The sequence below is a fragment of the Streptomyces sp. NBC_00341 genome, from assembly GCF_041435055.1.
Classification (GTDB): domain Bacteria; phylum Actinomycetota; class Actinomycetes; order Streptomycetales; family Streptomycetaceae; genus Streptomyces.
On sequence record NZ_CP108002.1, the window covers coordinates 531,465 to 548,023 of the forward strand.

A 16,559-nucleotide genomic window follows, 5' to 3' on the forward strand; every position below is an offset into this window, starting at 1 on the left:
AGGGGGCGGGCCCTCGCGTCAGGCGGCGAAGAGGAGAGCCGCGTTGACGAGCATGACCACGGCCGTGGCGAAGTGGATGCCGAACGCGACCGCCCTGGTACCCCCGTTGCGCAGAACGATGAGGGTGTCACCGAGTGGGGCGATGGTGACGACCAGCATGAACCATCCGGCGGTCTGAGCACTCGCGAAGGCCAGTAGGGCGAAGCCGAGTATGCCGTAGGTGAGGTCGCGCACCCCCTTGATGGACAGGTAGGCCGCATCCCCGCCCGCCTTCGCCGGCACCCCGTAGGCGGCGGCAGCGGGGTGCGGCACCACCAGGAACCGCACCCCGATGAAGATGATCATGGCGTTGAGCAGGATGGCCAAGCCGTAGGCGAGGGGCGTGAGCATGATCCGTCTCCATTTCTAGCACCGCAAGGAACGAGGTCGACACTAGCATGTCAACGAAAGGTTTCCTAGCGATGCTAGACATCGAAGCACTGAAGCACTGATACCTGCCGCTCCTCCCCCGCCCCGCCCCCGTAGCGGAGAACAGGCACCCCGGCCCCGGCGTCAGGCGGACGGGCTCTCGAAGTAGTGCCCCTTGCCGAGGTCCTCGAGGAGCCCGGGGTGGGTCGGCTGCCACCCGAGCAGCTCGCGGGTCAGGGCGCTCGACGCCGGGCCGTCCAAGCCCAGGAAGCCGCCCAGCCAGCCGAAGTGCTCACTCGCGTCCTCCGCCGGGACGGCGGCCACGGGGAGATCGAGACCGTGTCCGATCACTTCGGCGACATCGCGGATCGGGACCCCCTCGTCAGCGACCGCGTGCAGTACGGATCCTGCGGGAGCCTGCTCCAGCGCCAGGCGGAAGAGGCGTGCGGCATCGAACCGGGCCACGGCCGGCCAGCGGTTGGAGCCGTCACCGACGTAGCCGGAGAAGCCCTTGTCGCGGGCGACGCCGACCACGGACGCGATGAAGCCCTTGTCCCCGTCGCCGTGCACCGTCGGGGGAAGCCGCACCACGGATGAGCGGACACCGCGCGAGGCAAGGGAGAGCGTCAGCTGCGCGTTGGCCTGCCGGGCGCCCGCACCCTCGAACGGCACCTCTCCGCCGGAGCCGAGCCCGTCCCGCTCGGTCACGACCCGTCCGGGCGCGATCCCCATCGTCCCGGACGCGATGACGAAGGGCCGGTCGGAGCCCGCGAGCGCATCGCCGAACGTCTCGATGGCGGCGCGGTCCGCGTCGGCGGCACCCTGGAAGTCGCCCGAGAAGGCGATGTCGTGCTTGAACGCGAGGTGGACCACGCCGTCCGAGGCCTCGGCCGCACTCCGCAGGGCGTCGAGATCCTCGAGGCTGCCCCGGTACACCTCGGCCCCGGCCGCGTCGAGCGCGGCGGCCGAAGCGTCCGAGCGAGCGAGTCCGACGACCTGATAGCCCGCACCGATGAGCTCGGGAACGACGGCGGATCCGATCCAGCCGGACGCTCCAGTAACGAAGACACGCATGGGAAACCTCCCGGTTATGCCGACCGCCCACGCCGAGAAGCTCGGCGGCCAGTCGATGTCAGCAACTGTCATCACCGTACACCTGATGCCAGTCACTGTCATCACATAGAATCGCCGCTATGAGCAGATGGGAGCCGAACGCGCGCGGCAGGCTGGAACAGGCCGCGATGGAGCTTTACAGCGAGCACGGGTTCGAACAGACCACCGTGACCGAGATCGCCAGGCGGGCGGGGCTCACGGAGCGGACGTTCTTCCGGCACTTCAGCGACAAGCGCGAGGTCCTGTTCGCGGGCTCGTCCACGCTCCAGGACCTCTTGGTGGACACGCTCGCGGGCGTACCCGGGTCGGCGGCCCCGATCGATGCCGTGGCCGCGGCGCTCGACGCGGCCGCGACCGTCTTCCGGGACCGTCACGAACAGGCCCGACAGCGCCAGAGGATCATCAACGCCAACGCCGAGCTGCAGGAGCGCGAGCTGATCAAGCTCGCGAGGCTGTCCGCGGCCATCTCCGACACCCTGCGCCGGCGCGGCGTCGCGGAACCGGCCGCGAGCCTGGCCGCAGAGGCGGGGATCGCCGTCTTCAAGGTGACGTTCGAGCGCTGGATCGACGGGACCGGCTCCCGGGACATGTCACAGCTCATCCGGGAAGTCCTCGACGAGCTGAAGGCCGTGACAGCGGGCGGGTAACCCCTCGCCACGGTTCCCCGCAGCTGCCCACCGCCCCCACCCGGGCCACCGCACGGGTGCCGAGATGCCGAAGCGCGTACCAGGACATACCTTCCACTTGGCTCATGTTCGCGCTCCGGGAGGTGCTGATGCGGAAGGCAGGCCGCACTCCGTGCCGGGCACTTCGCGGCTCCGCCCCGGGGCCGGGCAGAGCGTCGGCCCGTACCGCGTCCGCAGGCCTGCTCGCCGCCGCACTGCTGATCACGGCGACGACGACAGCGCCCCCGTCCTACGCCGGCTCACCGCCGAGCCGGTCGCCGTCAGCCGGATATCGATCGCCGTCCACCGGTCCTAACCAGGTCTACCGGTACGGCTACTCGTTGGGCTTCCGCCCCTTCACCAGCCCCCACGATGTACGCGAGCAGCTCACCGGCAACTTCTGGCTGTTCCCGGTGCGCGGTGACTGCCCGGCCGTGATCCGCCCGGCGGACGAATGCGATCTGCTGGGCGGAAACCCGATCCGGGTGGAGGCGATCGGGTACGACAGTCTGCAGATCGCGACGCTTCCCGGCCACGATCTGGGCGACGGCATGCACATCCGGTTCACGTTCGCCCGCGCTCTCGGACTGCACTGTCTGGTGGTCAGCGCCTGGCAGGACAGGCCCACCCCGTGCAGCGAGAGGACGCTGTGCGGCGCGGCGAGCCGTACGGGTGCCCGGGTTCTGTGGCGCGTCCTCGCCGAGACGCTGAGCGTCTCCGCCTACGTCGCCTGACCTGGGCGGACGGGCACTGCCTCAGGCGTGGAAGCCGTTGCACACGACGGGGGTGTAGTCCTTCGGCCCGCCGTCGACGCGATAGATCACCACCGTCCAGTCGCCCCGGTCCTCCCCCACCGGGATCGCGTCGAGGGTCTTCGCTCCGAAGTGGGCCCGGAAATCGTCGGGGTACTTCAGCCTGACGGCTGCGCCGGAGGACCAATGGGCGTAGATATCGACCGGTTTGCTGGTGTAGCCGATGCCCTTGGCCTCTGACCGGAGCGGCCGCCCGGTGGCGCGGTCGGTCTCGTGCGGGGGCCGCACACCCACCGAGACGTAGTAGGGCGCCGGTCTCCTCCCCTTCCCGGCGTCCTCGAACCGCATCGACACCGAGGCGGTGTCGGAGCCGGTGGTGTGCGACACGGTGGAGATCAGACCGGACGGCGGAAAGGACTCGGGAACCTCGTCCGTATCGCAGCCGCCGCTGCCCAGAGCGGCCTGGTCCGGGTCGTCGGACAGGGTCCAGCGGTCCTGCGACACACGGTCGTTCACGATGTGGTCCGGTGGGCCCTTCGGCTTCTCCGGGGTTGCCGAACGGCTCGCGGCCGGACGGCCCGACACGGTGGCACCGGGCTCGGCCGCGGCACCGGCGCCCCCGCCGTCCGTCTCCGGGAGCAGCCAGACCGTCACCGGCACCGCGATCGCCACCGCGCACACGGCGGCCCAGATCCGCCCCCGCCGCGGGCGCCGGCCCACGTTCCCGGCCGCCGGAGGACCCGCCGCCGGCTGATCGGCAGGATCGGGCTCCGCCCGCCGGGCCGGGGCGGCGGTTCCCGGGGCCGGCACCGTGTCCGTCTCCGGCTCCGCGTGACCACCGGACGCCATGGGCGCCGTGGTCGCGCCCCCCGGTACGAGGACGGCTCCGGCGGTACGGACCAGCGCACCGTAGTGGGCGTCCGACGCCAGCGGCGAGTCCACCCCGCACAGCGCGATCACGACGGCGGGCGCCGGCCGCTCCGCAGGGTCCTTCTCTACGCACATCCGGATCAGCGCGGCCAGGTCCGGCCGCACCCCCGCCAGGTCGATCTCCTCGTGCACGGTCCGGTAACTCACCGAGGCGGCGTCACCCGTGCCGAACGGGGGCCGGCCGGTGGCGGTGTAGGCGAGCGTGGCGCCCAGCGCGAAAACGTCCGCCGCCGGGCCCGCCTCGTTGCCCAGCAGTACCTCGGGGGCCGTGTATCCGGGTGTTCCCGTGGCCATCCCCTCGGGGGTGAGGACCGACTGTTCGATGCCCCGTGCGATCCCGAAGTCGATCAGCTGCGGCCCCTGCGGCGAGAGGATGACGTTGTGCGGCTTCAGGTCCCGGTGTGTGACTCCGTGCACGTGGACCGCGGCCAGTCCCTCGGCGAGTGCGGCCAGCAGCCGCAGGGCGCTGTCCGGCGGGAAGGGGCCGCCGGTGCGGACGGCGGCGCGCAGCGTGGGCCCCGGCACGTACTCCGTGGCCAGCCAGTAGGGGGACGCGTCGAGCGAAGCCTCGATCAACTGGGCGGTGTACACGCTGCGTACGGTCTCGACAGTCGCGGCCTCGCGCCGGAACCGGGCCAGCGTCTCGGGGTGATCGCTGATCTCGTCGCGGATGACCTTGACGGCCACCAGCCGTCCGCCGGGTGACCGGCCGAGGTACACCTGCCCCATACCGCCCGCGCCGAGGCGGCCGAGCAGTTGGTAGGTGCCTATGCGGGCGGGGTCCTGGGGCCTCAGTGCGTCCACGGCCCGACTGTGCCACATCCGCACCCGCCGGACCACAACTCCCGCCCGCACGACCGGGGTCCGCGCACCGGACGCGGCGGTCCAGTCGGTTTGCGGAACATGTCGCGGACCGGGCGGCGGCCGTTCGCGCCGTCGCCCGGTCCGTCACGTTCAGTGCGCGGCGGTGGCCTCGAACCAGGTGGGCCCGTCGTTGAGCGACTGCTTGATGCGCAGGAGCGCGAACTCCTCCAGCGGCGGCAGCGCGTCGACGCCGAACCAGCCCACCTCCAGCGACTCGTCGTCATTGACGCGGGCCTCGCCGCCGGTGGCCCGGCAACGGAAGGTGACGTCCAGGTACTGGCACCGGTCACCGTTGTCGTACTGGATGGCGGGCAGCGCCTGGGTCAGTACGACGCGCTCCGCCACGCAGTGCACGGCCGTCTCCTCGTACACCTCGCGCTCCGCCGTCGCCGCCGGCTGCTCCCCCGGCTCCGCGATGCCCCCGATGATCGACCACTTCCCGGTGTCCGCACGCCGTCCGAGCAGTACTCTGCCCTCCTCGTCGAAGACGACGGCGCTGACGCCGGGCAGCAGGAGCAACTGTTGACCCGCCGTGGCGCGGATCTCTCGGATGAAGTCAGGAATTGCCATGCGATGAGCCTACGTCGCGTGCGGAGCCGTTCAGCGGGCGCGGCGCGTGCGGACCGCACGCGCGCCGACCCAGCCGAGGCCGATGACCGCGAGCAGCGAGAGCACCCCTTCGGGCAGCGGCCCCATCCTGGTCGCGGGGGTCAGCGAGGACCGCAGCGGCACCTTTTCCACCAGTGCGTCCGGGGTGAACATCTTCGTCTTGCTGACGACGGTGCCGTCCGGGCGGATGACCGCGCTGACGCCGCTGGTGACCGGGACGACGACGGACCGGCTGTGCTCCACCGCGCGCACCCGGGACATCGCCAGCTGCTGGTAGGTCATCTCGCTGCGGCCGAAGGTGGCGTTGTTGCTGGGTACGGCGATCATCTGGGCGCCGTGCTCGACCGTGTCACGTACGGCGTCGTCGAACGCGGCCTCGTAGCAGGTGACGAGCCCGACGTAGGTGCCGGAGAGGTCGAAGACGCCGACCTTCTTGCCCGGTCCGAAGTCGCGCTGCACCCGGTCCACGTCCGAGCTGAAGACGCGCACGAAGGAACGCATCGGCATGTACTCGCCGAACGGCTGGATGTGGCGCTTGTCGTACGTGGCCACCGGACCCTTGTCCGGGTCCCACTGGATGAGGGTGTTGCGCAGCTTGCCGGTGTCCGGCTCGACGACCGCGCCGACGACGGTCGGCACCCCGATCGCCCTCACCGCGTCGTCGATCACGATCTTCGCGTCGGCGTTGCGGTAGGGGTCGAGGTCGGAGGAGTTCTCCGGCCACAGGACGAAGTCGGGCTGCGGCACCTTGCCCGCCTTCACGTCCCGGGCGAGCTGCTCGGTGCGGTTCGCGTGATTGTCCAGGACGGCCCGGCGCTGGGAGTTGAAGTCGAGGCCGAGCCGCGGCACGTTGCCCTGGATCGCGGCGACGGTCGCGGTGCCGTCCTCGGCCGAGTCGTCCACCAGCGGCAGCGACGCGAGCGCCGCGGCGACCGGGACCAGGACGGCCGCGGCGGTCACCGCGGCGGCCAGCCGGGGCAGTTGACCGGTGGCGCGGCGGACCCGGAAGCGGCGGACCGCCTCGAAGAGCCCGAAGCCGCACAGCACCACGGCGAAGGAGAGCAGCGGTGTGCCGCCGAGCGCGGCGAGCGGCAGGAAGACGCTGTCCGCCTGGCCGAAGGCGATCCGGCCCCAGGGGAAGCCGCCGAACGGCACCCTGGCTCGTACCGCCTCGTCCAGGGCCCAGACCGCCGCGGCCCAGAACGGCCAGCCGGCGAGCCGGGACACGGCGGAGATGCCGATGCAGCCCACCGCGATGAACAGCGCCTCGGCCGCCGCCAGGGCCAGCCACGGCACCGGGCCGACCTCTTCCCCGGTCCAGTGCAGCAACGGCAGCATGAAGCCGAGCCCGGCGAGCAGGCCGAGGCCGAACGCGGCGCGGAGCCTGCGCTCGAACAGCACCCAGCCCAGGAGTGCGAACCCGGGCAGAACCAGCCACCACAGGGGCCGGGGCGGGAAGCTCGCGTAGAGCATCAGCCCGGAGAGCACGGCTGCGCAGGGACGGACGAGCCGAGGCAGCAGGCGCCTGGCTCGATGGACGGAGGCGGGCTGCTGCGGGTCGCCGACCGGGGCGATGGTGGTGCTCACCCGGCGGAGTCTACGGTGGCCCGCTGTGCGCCCGGCAGCCCTGTCCTGATGGCGGAATCCGTACCGCCGGATCGTTTCTCCACATGTTCCGCACATATCCCTGACGGGTGCCCGCCCAGGCCGTCAATCTGTGCGGCGGTTCCCCGCCGACCGGCCGGATCCGGCCGTCGCGCACGGGACCGTCACAGGCCGGGGGACGGACGTGATGGCTTCAGCCGCGGAACAGGGGCCGACGGGCGGCAACGCGTCCGACGCTGCCGGTGCGGTGATTCTCGCCGCCTGCGCGATCTGGTCCCTGATCAGCGCGGCGGGCCGGGAGACCCGGCCGGAGGGGTGCTGCTGGCGCTCCTCGCGGTGGCCGCGGGCTTCGCCTGCGGCCGCGGCCCGGGATCGCCGCGGTGTCTCAGGCTCCGGCCGGGGCGCCGGTGGCCGGCAGGTGCAGCCGGTCGCGGATGAAGCGGACGCCCGCCTCCGCGTCGTCCACCGTCACGGTGAAGGTCCTGCCGTCACCGAGCCGGAGCACCAGGCCCTCGCCGCGTCGTACGACCACGGCGGTGCCCTGCTCGGGGCGCCAGCGGTAGCCCCAGCCGCCCCACTGGCGCGGGGTGACCCGGGGGGCGAACTCCGCGCCCACCACATGGGTGAGCAGGATTCGGCGGCGCGGCAGGCCCATGTGGCCGCAGCGCACTTCGAGGGCGTCGCCGTCGACCCGGACGGCCACGTTCACGAAGGCCAGGGTGCCGAAGAGCATCAGCAGTCCGGCCGCCATGCAGCCGATCACCGACATCAGCAGCGGTGCGATGCCGGAGGTCCAGGTGGAGCTGACGGCGAGCTGGATGCCGAGCGCCAGGCAGGCGGCGCCCGCCGCGGCGAGCACCCACTGGGTCCGGTTGGTGGCCCGGCCGGTCCAGACCGCCGGGTGGGAGTCGGCTCCGCTGTGCCTCGGTTCTCGGGGGTGGTCCCTCATGCCAAGCAGCGTACTGAAGAAACCGCGCGACGGAACGGGTCCGGCAGCCCCGGCCGGGTCGCCGGAAGGTCAGCGGGCGGGGGTGGCCACCATGAGCCGACGCCCCTCCGGGTAGGCCAGAGCGGCTTCCGGCATCTCGGACACCCGGCCGCCGAGGAGCACCGCGAGACCGGTGCCCGGTTCGGCCGACGGAGCGGGTTCGGCCCCGATCCGGCGCAGCGCCTGGGCCGCGACGGCTCCGGCTGAGGGGTACAGGGCCACGGCGGGCCTGCCGGGCCGGCGCACGGCGTCGCGGATGCGCTCGGCGACCAGCTCGTAGTGGGTGCAGCCCAGCACGACGGCCCGGACGTCGGGCGGGGTGAGCGCGGCGGCGGCCGCGATGGCCCGCTCGATGCCCTCCTCGTCCGCGTACTGCACGGCGTCGGCGAGGCCGGGGCAGGGGACCTCGGTGACGGCGGCGGAGCCGGCGAAGTCACTGATGAGTCCTCGCTGGTACGGGCTGCCCGTGGTCGAAGGGGTGGCCCAGATCGCGAACGGCCCGCCCGCGGCCGCGGCCGGCTTGATCGCGGGGACGGTCCCGATGACCGGCAGGGCGGGTTCGAGCTCCGCCCGCAGCGCCTGGAGCGCGCGCACCGAGGCGGTGTTGCAGGCGACGATCAGCGCGTCGGGCCGGTGGGCGGCGGCCGCGCGGGCGACGCCGAGCGCGCGCTCCGTCACGTACTCGGGGGTGCGGGGGCCCCAGGGCATGCTGTCGGGGTCGGAGGAGAGCACCAGATCGGCGTCCGGCCTCAGCCGGCGTACTTCTGCGGCGGCGGCGAGCAGGCCGATTCCGGAGTCCATGAGCGCGATCTTCACCCGGTCACCATAGTCGACCACCCTTGCGGTCCCGGCTCAGTGGGGCAGACTTCGGCCAATGAGCGCCATTGTCTGGATCGCCGTGGGTTCCGTCGCCGCCTGGGTGTGGCTGCTGCTGGGCCAGGGATTCTTCTGGCGGACGGACCAGCGGCTGCCGGACAGCACGGAGCCCGGCGACTGGCCGTCCGTCGCGATCGTCGTCCCCGCGCGGGACGAGGCCGACATGCTCCCGGTGAGCCTGCCGTCGCTGATGGCGCAGGACTATCCGGGACAGGCCGAGATCTTCCTGGTCGACGACTGCAGCAAGGACGGCACCGGAGACCTGGCCCGCGCGCTGGCCGTGCGGGACGGTGGGCTGCCGGTGACCGTGGTGTCGCCCGGGGAGCCGCTGCCCGGCTGGACGGGGAAGCTCTGGGCCGTGCGGCACGGGATCGCGCAGGCCCGGACCAGGGACCCGGAGTACCTGCTGCTCACGGACGCCGATATCGCGCACGAGCCGGACAGTCTGCGGGAGCTGGTGGCGGCCGCCGGGTCGGGCGGGTTCGACCTGGTCTCGCAGATGGCACGGCTGCGGGTCCAGAGCACCTGGGAGCGGCTCGTCGTCCCGGCCTTCGTCTACTTCTTCTCGCAGCTCTACCCGTTCCGGTGGGTGAACCGGGCGGGAGCGCGGACCGCCGCGGCGGCGGGCGGCTGCGTGCTGCTGCGGACCGAGGCCGCGGTGCGGGCGCGGGTGCCGGAGTCGATCCGGCAGGCGGTGATCGACGACGTCGCGCTGGCCCGTGCGGTGCAGGACAGCGGCGGCCGGATCTGGCTGGGGCTCGCGGACCGGGTGGACAGTGTGCGGCCCTACCCCCGCCTGGCCGACCTGTGGCGGATGATCTCCCGGAGCGCGTACGCCCAGCTGCGGCACAACCCGCTGCTGCTGCTCGGCACGGTGCTGGGGCTCGCGCTCGTCTACCTCGCGCCGCCCGTGACCCTCGTGGCGGGACTGCTGGCCCCCGATTCCGTGACGGCCTGGACGGGGGGCGTCGCCTGGGTCGTGATGGCCGTGACGTACATGCCGATGCTCGGTTACTACCGGCAGTCCCTGTGGCTGGCGCCGCTGCTGCCGTTCACCGCCCTGCTGTACCTGCTGATGACGGTCGATTCGGCCGTCCAGCACTACCGGGGCCGCGGTGCGGCCTGGAAGGGGCGTACGTACGCGCGTCCCGAGGCCGCACCGGACCGGTGAACCGGCGGGCGGGGGCTCACTTGCGGCCGGGGGTCCAGTTCATGCCCCAGCCGTAGGCCTGGTCGATGGTGCGCTGCGGGCTCACCCCGCGCTGCGGCACCAGGTAGCGGGCCTCCCGCTGCACGGTGAGATCGCCCCCGTCGTTGCTGATGAGCGCGAGTGCGCAGACCGTGGACGGGACGGTGCACTCGTCGAGCGAGAAGTCGATCGCGGCGCCGTGCTGGGGCTGAAGGGTCACCGTCGCGTGCAGATCGGCGAAGCTCCGGGCCCCTTCGTAGATGGTGACGAAGATCAGGATGCGGCGGATCCTGGACTTCTGGTCGAGATTGATGGTCAGGTTCTCGCCGGAGGTGACAGCGCCCGTCCGGTCGTCGCCGTCGAGGTGGATGTAGGGCGCCTGCTGAAGGGCTCCGAAGGCGTTTCCGAGCGCCTGCACCACGCCCTTGCGCCCGTCGGTCAGCTCGTAGAGGGCGCAGAGGTCGAGATCGAGGTCCGCGTGGTTCGCGACGGCCCGGCCGAGCTTGCTCCCCCACCCCTTGAACTGCTTGCGCACCTCCCAGTTGAGGTTGACGCGCATGGATCCCGAGGTGCCGCCCTGCTTGGCGAGCGAGACCGACGGCGCTTCCTTGGTGAGCGTCACCTTGGTGAGCCGGACGGGCTGGGTGACGGGCGGCGCCGGAGGAGCGGGAGGGGCCGGGGGTGCCATCGGGGTGGCGGCGGCCGGCTGCGAATACGGTGCCTGAGGGGGCGACGGCTGCGGCGGCGGCACGGAGTCGACCCGTGTTGCCGGGTTGGGCTGCGGGGGCTGCGCGGGTGCTTGGGGCCGCTCAGGCGCTTGGGGCTGGGCGGCCTTCTGCGGTTGCTGCGGCTCATCGACGGAGATCCCGAAGTCCGTGGCGAGGCCTTCGAGCCCGGTCCCGTATCCCTGACCCACGGCCCGGAACTTCCAGGCGCCCTGGCGCCGGTAGAGCTCACCGAGGATGAACGCGGTCTCGACGGTGGCGTCGGCGCTGTCGAACCGTGCCAGTTCCGAGCCGCTCGCCGTGTCCGTGATCCGCACGTACAGCCCTGTCACCCGGCCGAATGTGCCGCCGTCCGCAGAGGCGGCCAGCACGATGCGGTCGACGGCCGGCTCCACCCGTGCCAGATCGACGGCCAGGCTGTCGGTGGCCGCACCGCCGGTGGCTCGCTTGCCCTCGTGCCGCACCGCGCCGGACGCGTGGGCCGGCTGGTTGTAGAAGACGAAGTCCGCGTCGCTGCGCACCTTTCCCGAGCCGAGGAGAAGGAGCGCGGAGGCGTCGACGTCCGGCGTCCCGGGGGTGGTGTGCCACCCCAGCTCGACGCGCACGGCCTGTGCCGCCACTGGAACATTGGTTCCCTTGAGCATGGTCATGCTCGCCCCCATCGTGAGTCCGGCTGCCGAAACCTTCCCGGTCAACCTAATGCTTCGGGCGGCGGGGCCTCCAGCTTCGGCCGCGTGAGCCGCGTGGCCGGCGAGCGGAAGGCGCGGGCGGCGTCCAGGAGGTGTTGTCAGAACTGATCCACTCGTGAAGACACTTGATCCATGTCGTCCGATTCTGGAACACCACCGCGTCCGGCAGTTGAACCGTCTCCCGCGCAGCCGGGCTCCCCGGCCGCCGCTCCCTCCGACTCCGTGCGCTCCTCCCTGGCCAGGCTCCAGGAGGACCTGCGCCGGGCCGACGACTCGCTGGCACGACTACTCGGCCAGTGGCAGCCCCACGCCGACGGGGAGCAGGAGCAGCCGATCGAGTACTGGCAGGGGCACGAGGCGCAGGCCCGGCGCCTGTACGAGCTGGAGTACTCGGCGCGCACCTCGCTCCTGGTCTTCCAGTCCGGGGCCAACACCGTCGCGCCCGTCCCGTCGACGCTGGTCACGCCCACGCCCACGCCCACGCCGCCGCCTGACGACGGCCCGGAGCCGGCCCTGCGGAAGGACGGGAACCCCACGGCCGCCTACCGCGTGGTCGTCGACCGCGACTTCCTCTCCGAGCCGGCGGCCCTGCACGCGCTCGACGAGCGGCTGGCGGCCGGTCATCAGGTGCGGGTCGTCGACCAGCCGCTGATCAAACTCGTCGTGGCGGACGGCGAGACCGCGATGGTCCAGGTGGAGGGGGGCCGGTCGATGGTGCTGGGGCCGCCCGTGGTGCTGCTGGCCGTCGAGCTGTTCGAAGCGGTGTGGCGGCGCTCGCGCCCGTATCTGCGGGAGGACGGCGATCTGAGTCCGAAGGACCGCCGGCTCCTGCAGTTGATGCTGTCCGGTCTGACGGACGCGGCGACGGCCCACCAGCTCGGCACGTCGCCCCGTACGGTCCAGCGCCGGCTCCGCGCCCTGATGGACGTGGCGGCGGTCTCCTCGCGGGTTCAGCTCGGCTGGTACGCGATGCGCAACAACTGGGTGTGAACGGTCCGCCCGCCGGGGTGCCGGCGGGCGGACCGTTCGCCCGGTGCCGCGGTTCACATCCGGTTCACGTAGTCCTCCAGGGTCCTGCCGCGCAGCCGCTTCACCGGGTCGGTGACGTGCTCCGACATGGTGTTGTGCTGAAGGTAGTTCTGCACCACCCAGTGCAGGTCCCGGTCGTCGACCGTGCCGTCGTGGTCGATGTCGGCGGCACGGTTCGCGGTGCCGCGGGCTTCGTACACGGCGGCGGCGTCGCGGACGTCGATGACATCGTCGCCGTTGACGTCACCGGCGACCAGGGCGGCCACCGAGGAGCCCCCGGTGCCGGCCACGGGCCCGTATCCGCGCAGGCCCAGGTCGATCTCCTCCGACCAGGCGAAGTGGCCGGGGACCCTGACCTCGAACCGGTAGGGCTTCTCCGCGGGAGGCAGACCGGAGGCCGAGACCCTGGCGCCCGCGTCGACCGGCAGGGTTCGCCGGGTGCCGTCCGGTGCGGTCAGTGCCGCGTCGAAGCCGTCGAGGCTGTAGTCGCGGCCGGTGTCGTATCCGTAGTCCTCGGTCAGCAGTGCCTCGGCCGCGGGCCGTGCGCCGAAGGTGGACTCCGGGTTCAGCATCCGGACCGAGCCGTAGAACTGGATGTTCAGCGGCACCTTGGCGCCCGCCGTGTCGACGGCGTACGTCGTGCCGGTGTTCAGCCCGGCCGACGTGGTCCAGTGCTCCCCCGTCACCTCGTACGTCACCTTCAGCAGCGGCATCGATTCGCCGGTCAGCCCGGCGGTGTCGGAGACGTCGAACGAGACGGTGCTGTACGACGACGCCCCGTCGGACACGTCGGTCCGGCTGATCGCGGACGGGCCGTGGGCCGACAGCTCGGCGGTCGGCTCGACACCGACGAGCCGCACGTTGCGGTCGTCGTAGCGGATCTGGGAGGTGAAGGTCTTCCAGTGGTCGAGGTCGTGCGCGGTGAGGGTGTAGGTGACGCGGTCCCCGGCGCGCGCCGCCGGTGCGCCGGCCGTGCCGACGACGTACGGCGTCCCCTCCTTGATGAGGTTGAGCACGCGTACGTCCCCGATGTTGCCGGCCGCGTCGGTGGGCCACAGCTTGAGGTAGGTGGTCGGCGGGCCCGCGCTGATCGGGACCTGGAGGTCCACCTTGCCCCGCGCGTCGGCGTTGACGTGCCCGGTGGGTGAGTTGGGGCTGTAGGTGGAGTAAAGGAGCTGGTTGTCCTGCTGGCCGATGTCGAGCCCGGCGTCGTGGATCGCGTCGCTCTCCCCGTCACGCAGGGTGCCGGAGACGGCGAACGACGTCGCGTCGGACGGGCGTTGGACGACCACGGGGCGGGACGGGTCCCAGCCGCCGTAGGCGTCCTCGTAGACCGGCGGGTGGGAGTCCACGTAGATGTCACGCAGTTCCGTGTCGGTGCCGCCGTGGGCGTCGGTGCCCACGATCCGCAGCTTGTAGTGGCCGTCCGCTGCCCACCGGCCGCGCGGGTCGACCGGTGTGGCGGCCCGTCCGGTCAGCGGGTGGTACCAGCCGCCGACCGTCACCGGGCCGTACAGGACGCCCTCGGTGAGACCCACGGTGCTGACGCCCCCGATGTAGCCGAGGTCCTTGCCGCGGGCGTCGGCGAGGAACACGTCGACGCTGCGCAACTGCCCGGCCATTCGCAGGTCGAAGGTGGCCGCCCCGCCGCCGGCGGAACCGGCGTCCGAGAACTGGTTGGTCGACATCACCGGCTTCGTCATGTCGATCTCCTCGAAGCCCGACTTGGCCACGCGCAGCCCGAACGGCACTCGCAGCGCGTGCGACTGCCCGCCCCGGACCGGTGTGAGGGTGAGGAAACCCTCGTAGTGGCCGGCCGGAGCACCGGCGGGCACCCGCAGGGTGGTGCGCACGGTCGTCGTGCCACGGGGCTTCGCGGTGACCCGGTCATCGGTGCGCAGGCTGATGCGGGCGGCGCGGGCATCGCCGGAGGCACCGTTGCCCCGGGTGAACTCCGCGCTCACGGCGTAACTCTCCTTGGAGCGGCTGTCGTTGATGAGGCTCATCCGGTGCTCGGTCTCCATGGCCCGGCCCAGTGGCAGCGTGCCGAGGTCGAGGGCGCCGGTGCGGTGGCCGATCTCGCTCTGCGTGCCGTCGAGGCCGAGGTACGGGGTGCGGGCCCGCACCTGGAGGCGGGCCGTGGCGTGCACCGCTGAGTACGGGGCGACGGCCCCTGCCCCGGCGTCGAAGACGCTGACCCTGCCGGGCAGCGGGCGGGCGGTGTTCATCAGCGCCGTCTTGATGTCGTCGGGCGTGAGCCGGGGGTCGTGCTGGAGCATCAGTGCCGCGGCTCCGGCGATGTACGGCGAGGCCATGGAGGTGCCGCTCAGCCGGGCGTACGCGTAGGTGTAGTCCCCGGTCTCCGGGTCGACGACGTCCGACGGGACGGAGGAGAGCACGCTGACACCGGGGGCGGTGATCTCCGGCTTGATGGTGCCGGTGCCGTACGCCGGACCGCGTGAGCTGAAGTCGGCCAGTGAGCCGTCGCCGAGGCGGAACGTCCCGGCCGCGGTGAACGTGAGCCGGGCGGAGCCGTCCGCGGCCGCGGCCGTCAGCGCGGCGCCGTCGGCGGCGGTGAGCGAGAACGCCGGGACGTAGGACGGGCTCTCACCGATGTAGGAGGGGATGTGTCCCTCGGCCTCGTTGTCGTTGACGAGGAGGACGGCCGCGGCGCCCTCGGACTTCGCGCGCCGCACCTTCTCGTCGAGGGTGATCCCGCCTCGGCGCACCAGGACCGCCTTGCCGGTCACGTCCTTGCCGGTGTAGCCGGCGGCGGTCCCGGTGCCGGCGTCGGCCACCTGGTAGCTGCCGGAGGCCAGCTTGTCGAGCGCGTCGCCGAACGGCTGGGCGAGCAGCCGCCCCTGGCCCGTGGTGCCGCCGGCGTCCAGGGTGTACGCGGGCAGGGTCATCGGCTCGTCGTGCGCGCCGACGGTCAGCGGCAGCGCGGCGGCTCCCGGGCTGCCGAGGGTGTTCGTGCCCGGTCCGCTGTTGCCGGCGGCGATCACCGTGGTGACGCCGTCGAGAACGAGGTTGTCGGCGGCTATGGACGCCGGGCTGAGCGGGTCGTTGACCGCCGCGCCGAGCGACATGTTGACGACGTCCACGCCGTCGCCGGCGGCCCGGTCCATCGCGGCGATGATGTCGCTGGTGCGGCCGCTGCCGTACGGGCCCAGCACCCGGTAGGCGTACACGGACGCGCCGGGGGCGACACCGTGCGCGGCGCGTTCCGTGGACGCGGCGCCGCGCCCCGCGATGATTCCGGCGACGTGGGTGCCGTGCTCGGTGTAGTACGCCGAGCCCTGGCTGGTCTCGGCCGCGCCGGACGCCTTCCAGTCGGCGTACGTCGTCTCCATGGGGTCGGAGTCGTCGTCGACGAAGTCGTACCCGCCCGCGTAGGCGGCCTCGATGTCGGGGTGGTGGTAGTCGATGCCGGTGTCGATGATGCCGACCTTGACGCCCTTGCCGGTGATGCCCTCGTCGTGCAGCCGGGTGACGTCGTCGTCGCTCTGTTCCGGGGCTCCGGACGCGGCGGCGCCGGCCGGCTCGCGCTGTGCGAGCGCCTTCACCGTGGTGTCCGGCCATACGGCGGTGACCTGGTCGTTGTCCAGGAGGGCGGCCACCCGGTTGCCCGGCAGTCTCAGGCTCACCCCGTCGAAGCTGTGGGTGAAACTGCGTCCCGGCTTCGGCGCGGGCGTCTTCTTCGCCGTCTTCGCGCCGTCGGGCCGCGCGAACATGCCCTCCAGAGCGGTGCGGAACTTCTGGTGGGCCTTCGTCACCGCGTCGCGGGCCTCCGCGTCGCTGACGGTGCGGCCTTCGGCCGCTGCCAGCAGCCGGGCGGTCCGGGCGGGCGGTGTGCTCAGCTGGACGATCACGTCGACCGGCTCGGAGCTGCGCAGCGCGGCCTTGTCGGTGAGGTGCAGGCCGCCCAGGTCCAGGTCGGCCATGTGGTGCAGGGCCTGGAGCTCCTGGCCGTCGAGGGAGGTGAGGAGGCCGTCGGCGCTCGGCGTCGCGGCCGGGGAGGGCGGCGCCGCGGCGGCGGGTGCGGTGGCCGCCAGGGTGGCGAGGACGGTTGCCGCCGCAGCCATCGCTAGGCGCCTGCGCCCCGGGACTTGACTCA

At 72.4% G+C, this 16,559-nt stretch carries 13 protein-coding genes; 4 read left to right on the plus strand and 9 right to left on the minus strand.

Annotated elements, in window-relative coordinates; all coding sequences use genetic code 11:
• Positions 1–18: 18 nt before the first annotated feature.
• Both OG892_RS02465 and OG892_RS02470 read right to left on the minus strand, forming a co-directional pair.
• Positions 19–390, minus strand: coding sequence for a DUF4267 domain-containing protein (locus OG892_RS02465; RefSeq protein ID WP_371628335.1), 372 nt, complete (start codon positions 388–390; stop codon positions 19–21).
• A gap of 162 nt (positions 391–552) precedes the next feature.
• Positions 553–1,482, minus strand: a complete 930-nt coding sequence (locus tag OG892_RS02470; RefSeq protein ID WP_371628336.1) for an SDR family oxidoreductase — start codon at positions 1,480–1,482, stop codon at positions 553–555.
• Positions 1,483–1,601: 119 nt separating this feature from the next.
• Between OG892_RS02470 and OG892_RS02475 the strand changes: the two genes are divergently transcribed.
• The gene (locus OG892_RS02475; RefSeq protein ID WP_328868060.1) at positions 1,602–2,168 is read left to right on the plus strand and encodes a helix-turn-helix domain-containing protein; all 567 of its coding nucleotides are present in this window, start codon (positions 1,602–1,604) and stop codon (positions 2,166–2,168) included.
• Positions 2,169–2,272: 104 nt separating this feature from the next.
• Positions 2,273–2,920: a hypothetical protein gene (locus OG892_RS02480; protein WP_371628337.1), complete on the plus strand. Its 648-nt coding sequence runs from the start codon at positions 2,273–2,275 to the stop codon at positions 2,918–2,920.
• A gap of 21 nt (positions 2,921–2,941) precedes the next feature.
• Here OG892_RS02480 and OG892_RS02485 read toward each other — a convergent pair whose 3' ends face one another.
• The 5 genes from OG892_RS02485 to OG892_RS02505 all read right to left on the minus strand — a co-directional run bounded on the left by OG892_RS02485 (position 2,942) and on the right by OG892_RS02505 (position 8,750).
• The gene (locus OG892_RS02485) at positions 2,942–4,672 is read right to left on the minus strand and encodes a serine/threonine protein kinase (protein WP_371628338.1); all 1,731 of its coding nucleotides are present in this window, start codon (positions 4,670–4,672) and stop codon (positions 2,942–2,944) included.
• 150 nt (positions 4,673–4,822) lie between these two features.
• Complete coding sequence (locus OG892_RS02490; RefSeq protein ID WP_073738058.1) at positions 4,823–5,302, minus strand: NUDIX domain-containing protein; 480 nt, start codon at positions 5,300–5,302, stop codon at positions 4,823–4,825.
• Positions 5,303–5,332: 30 nt separating this feature from the next.
• Entirely contained in the window at positions 5,333–6,928 is a 1,596-nt protein-coding gene (gene lnt / locus OG892_RS02495; protein WP_073738059.1) for an apolipoprotein N-acyltransferase, read from the minus strand.
• A gap of 403 nt (positions 6,929–7,331) precedes the next feature.
• Positions 7,332–7,895 carry a hypothetical protein gene (locus tag OG892_RS02500; RefSeq protein WP_073738060.1) on the minus strand — a complete coding sequence of 188 codons (564 nt, stop codon included), beginning with the start codon at positions 7,893–7,895 and terminating at the stop codon, positions 7,332–7,334.
• Between the two features lie 69 nt (positions 7,896–7,964).
• A complete protein-coding gene (locus tag OG892_RS02505; protein WP_371628339.1) occupies positions 7,965–8,750 on the minus strand; it encodes a glutamate racemase in 786 nt (261 codons plus the stop codon).
• Between the two features lie 58 nt (positions 8,751–8,808).
• Between OG892_RS02505 and OG892_RS02510 the strand changes: the two genes are divergently transcribed.
• On the plus strand, positions 8,809–9,981 hold the full coding sequence (locus OG892_RS02510) for a glycosyltransferase (RefSeq protein ID WP_328868057.1): 1,173 nt from the start codon (positions 8,809–8,811) through the stop codon (positions 9,979–9,981).
• A gap of 16 nt (positions 9,982–9,997) precedes the next feature.
• Here OG892_RS02510 and OG892_RS02515 read toward each other — a convergent pair whose 3' ends face one another.
• Complete coding sequence (locus OG892_RS02515) at positions 9,998–11,386, minus strand: TerD family protein (RefSeq protein ID WP_328868527.1); 1,389 nt, start codon at positions 11,384–11,386, stop codon at positions 9,998–10,000.
• A gap of 159 nt (positions 11,387–11,545) precedes the next feature.
• Here OG892_RS02515 and OG892_RS02520 point away from each other — a divergent pair, with 159 nt between their 5' ends.
• Complete coding sequence (locus OG892_RS02520; protein ID WP_371628340.1) at positions 11,546–12,403, plus strand: helix-turn-helix transcriptional regulator; 858 nt, start codon at positions 11,546–11,548, stop codon at positions 12,401–12,403.
• 53 nt (positions 12,404–12,456) lie between these two features.
• Here OG892_RS02520 and OG892_RS02525 read toward each other — a convergent pair whose 3' ends face one another.
• A complete protein-coding gene (locus OG892_RS02525; RefSeq protein WP_371628341.1) occupies positions 12,457–16,527 on the minus strand; it encodes a S8 family serine peptidase in 4,071 nt (1,356 codons plus the stop codon).
• Positions 16,528–16,559: the final 32 nt, after the last annotated feature.

Excerpts from the sequence above, each read along its gene's own strand:
- OG892_RS02465 (WP_371628335.1), bottom strand. The coding sequence starts at position 390 with ATGCTCACGCCCCTCGCCTACGGCTTGGCCATCCTGCTCAACGCCATG.
- OG892_RS02470 (WP_371628336.1), bottom strand. The coding sequence starts at position 1,482 with ATGCGTGTCTTCGTTACTGGAGCGTCCGGCTGGATCGGATCCGCCGTC.
- OG892_RS02475 (WP_328868060.1), top strand. The coding sequence starts at position 1,602 with ATGAGCAGATGGGAGCCGAACGCGCGCGGCAGGCTGGAACAGGCCGCG.
- OG892_RS02480 (WP_371628337.1), top strand. The coding sequence starts at position 2,273 with ATGTTCGCGCTCCGGGAGGTGCTGATGCGGAAGGCAGGCCGCACTCCG.
- OG892_RS02490 (WP_073738058.1), bottom strand. The coding sequence starts at position 5,302 with ATGGCAATTCCTGACTTCATCCGAGAGATCCGCGCCACGGCGGGTCAA.
- OG892_RS02500 (WP_073738060.1), bottom strand. The coding sequence starts at position 7,895 with ATGAGGGACCACCCCCGAGAACCGAGGCACAGCGGAGCCGACTCCCAC.
- OG892_RS02510 (WP_328868057.1), top strand. The coding sequence starts at position 8,809 with ATGAGCGCCATTGTCTGGATCGCCGTGGGTTCCGTCGCCGCCTGGGTG.
- OG892_RS02515 (WP_328868527.1), bottom strand. The coding sequence starts at position 11,386 with ATGGGGGCGAGCATGACCATGCTCAAGGGAACCAATGTTCCAGTGGCG.
- OG892_RS02520 (WP_371628340.1), top strand. The coding sequence starts at position 11,546 with ATGTCGTCCGATTCTGGAACACCACCGCGTCCGGCAGTTGAACCGTCT.
- OG892_RS02525 (WP_371628341.1), bottom strand. The coding sequence starts at position 16,527 with ATGGCTGCGGCGGCAACCGTCCTCGCCACCCTGGCGGCCACCGCACCC.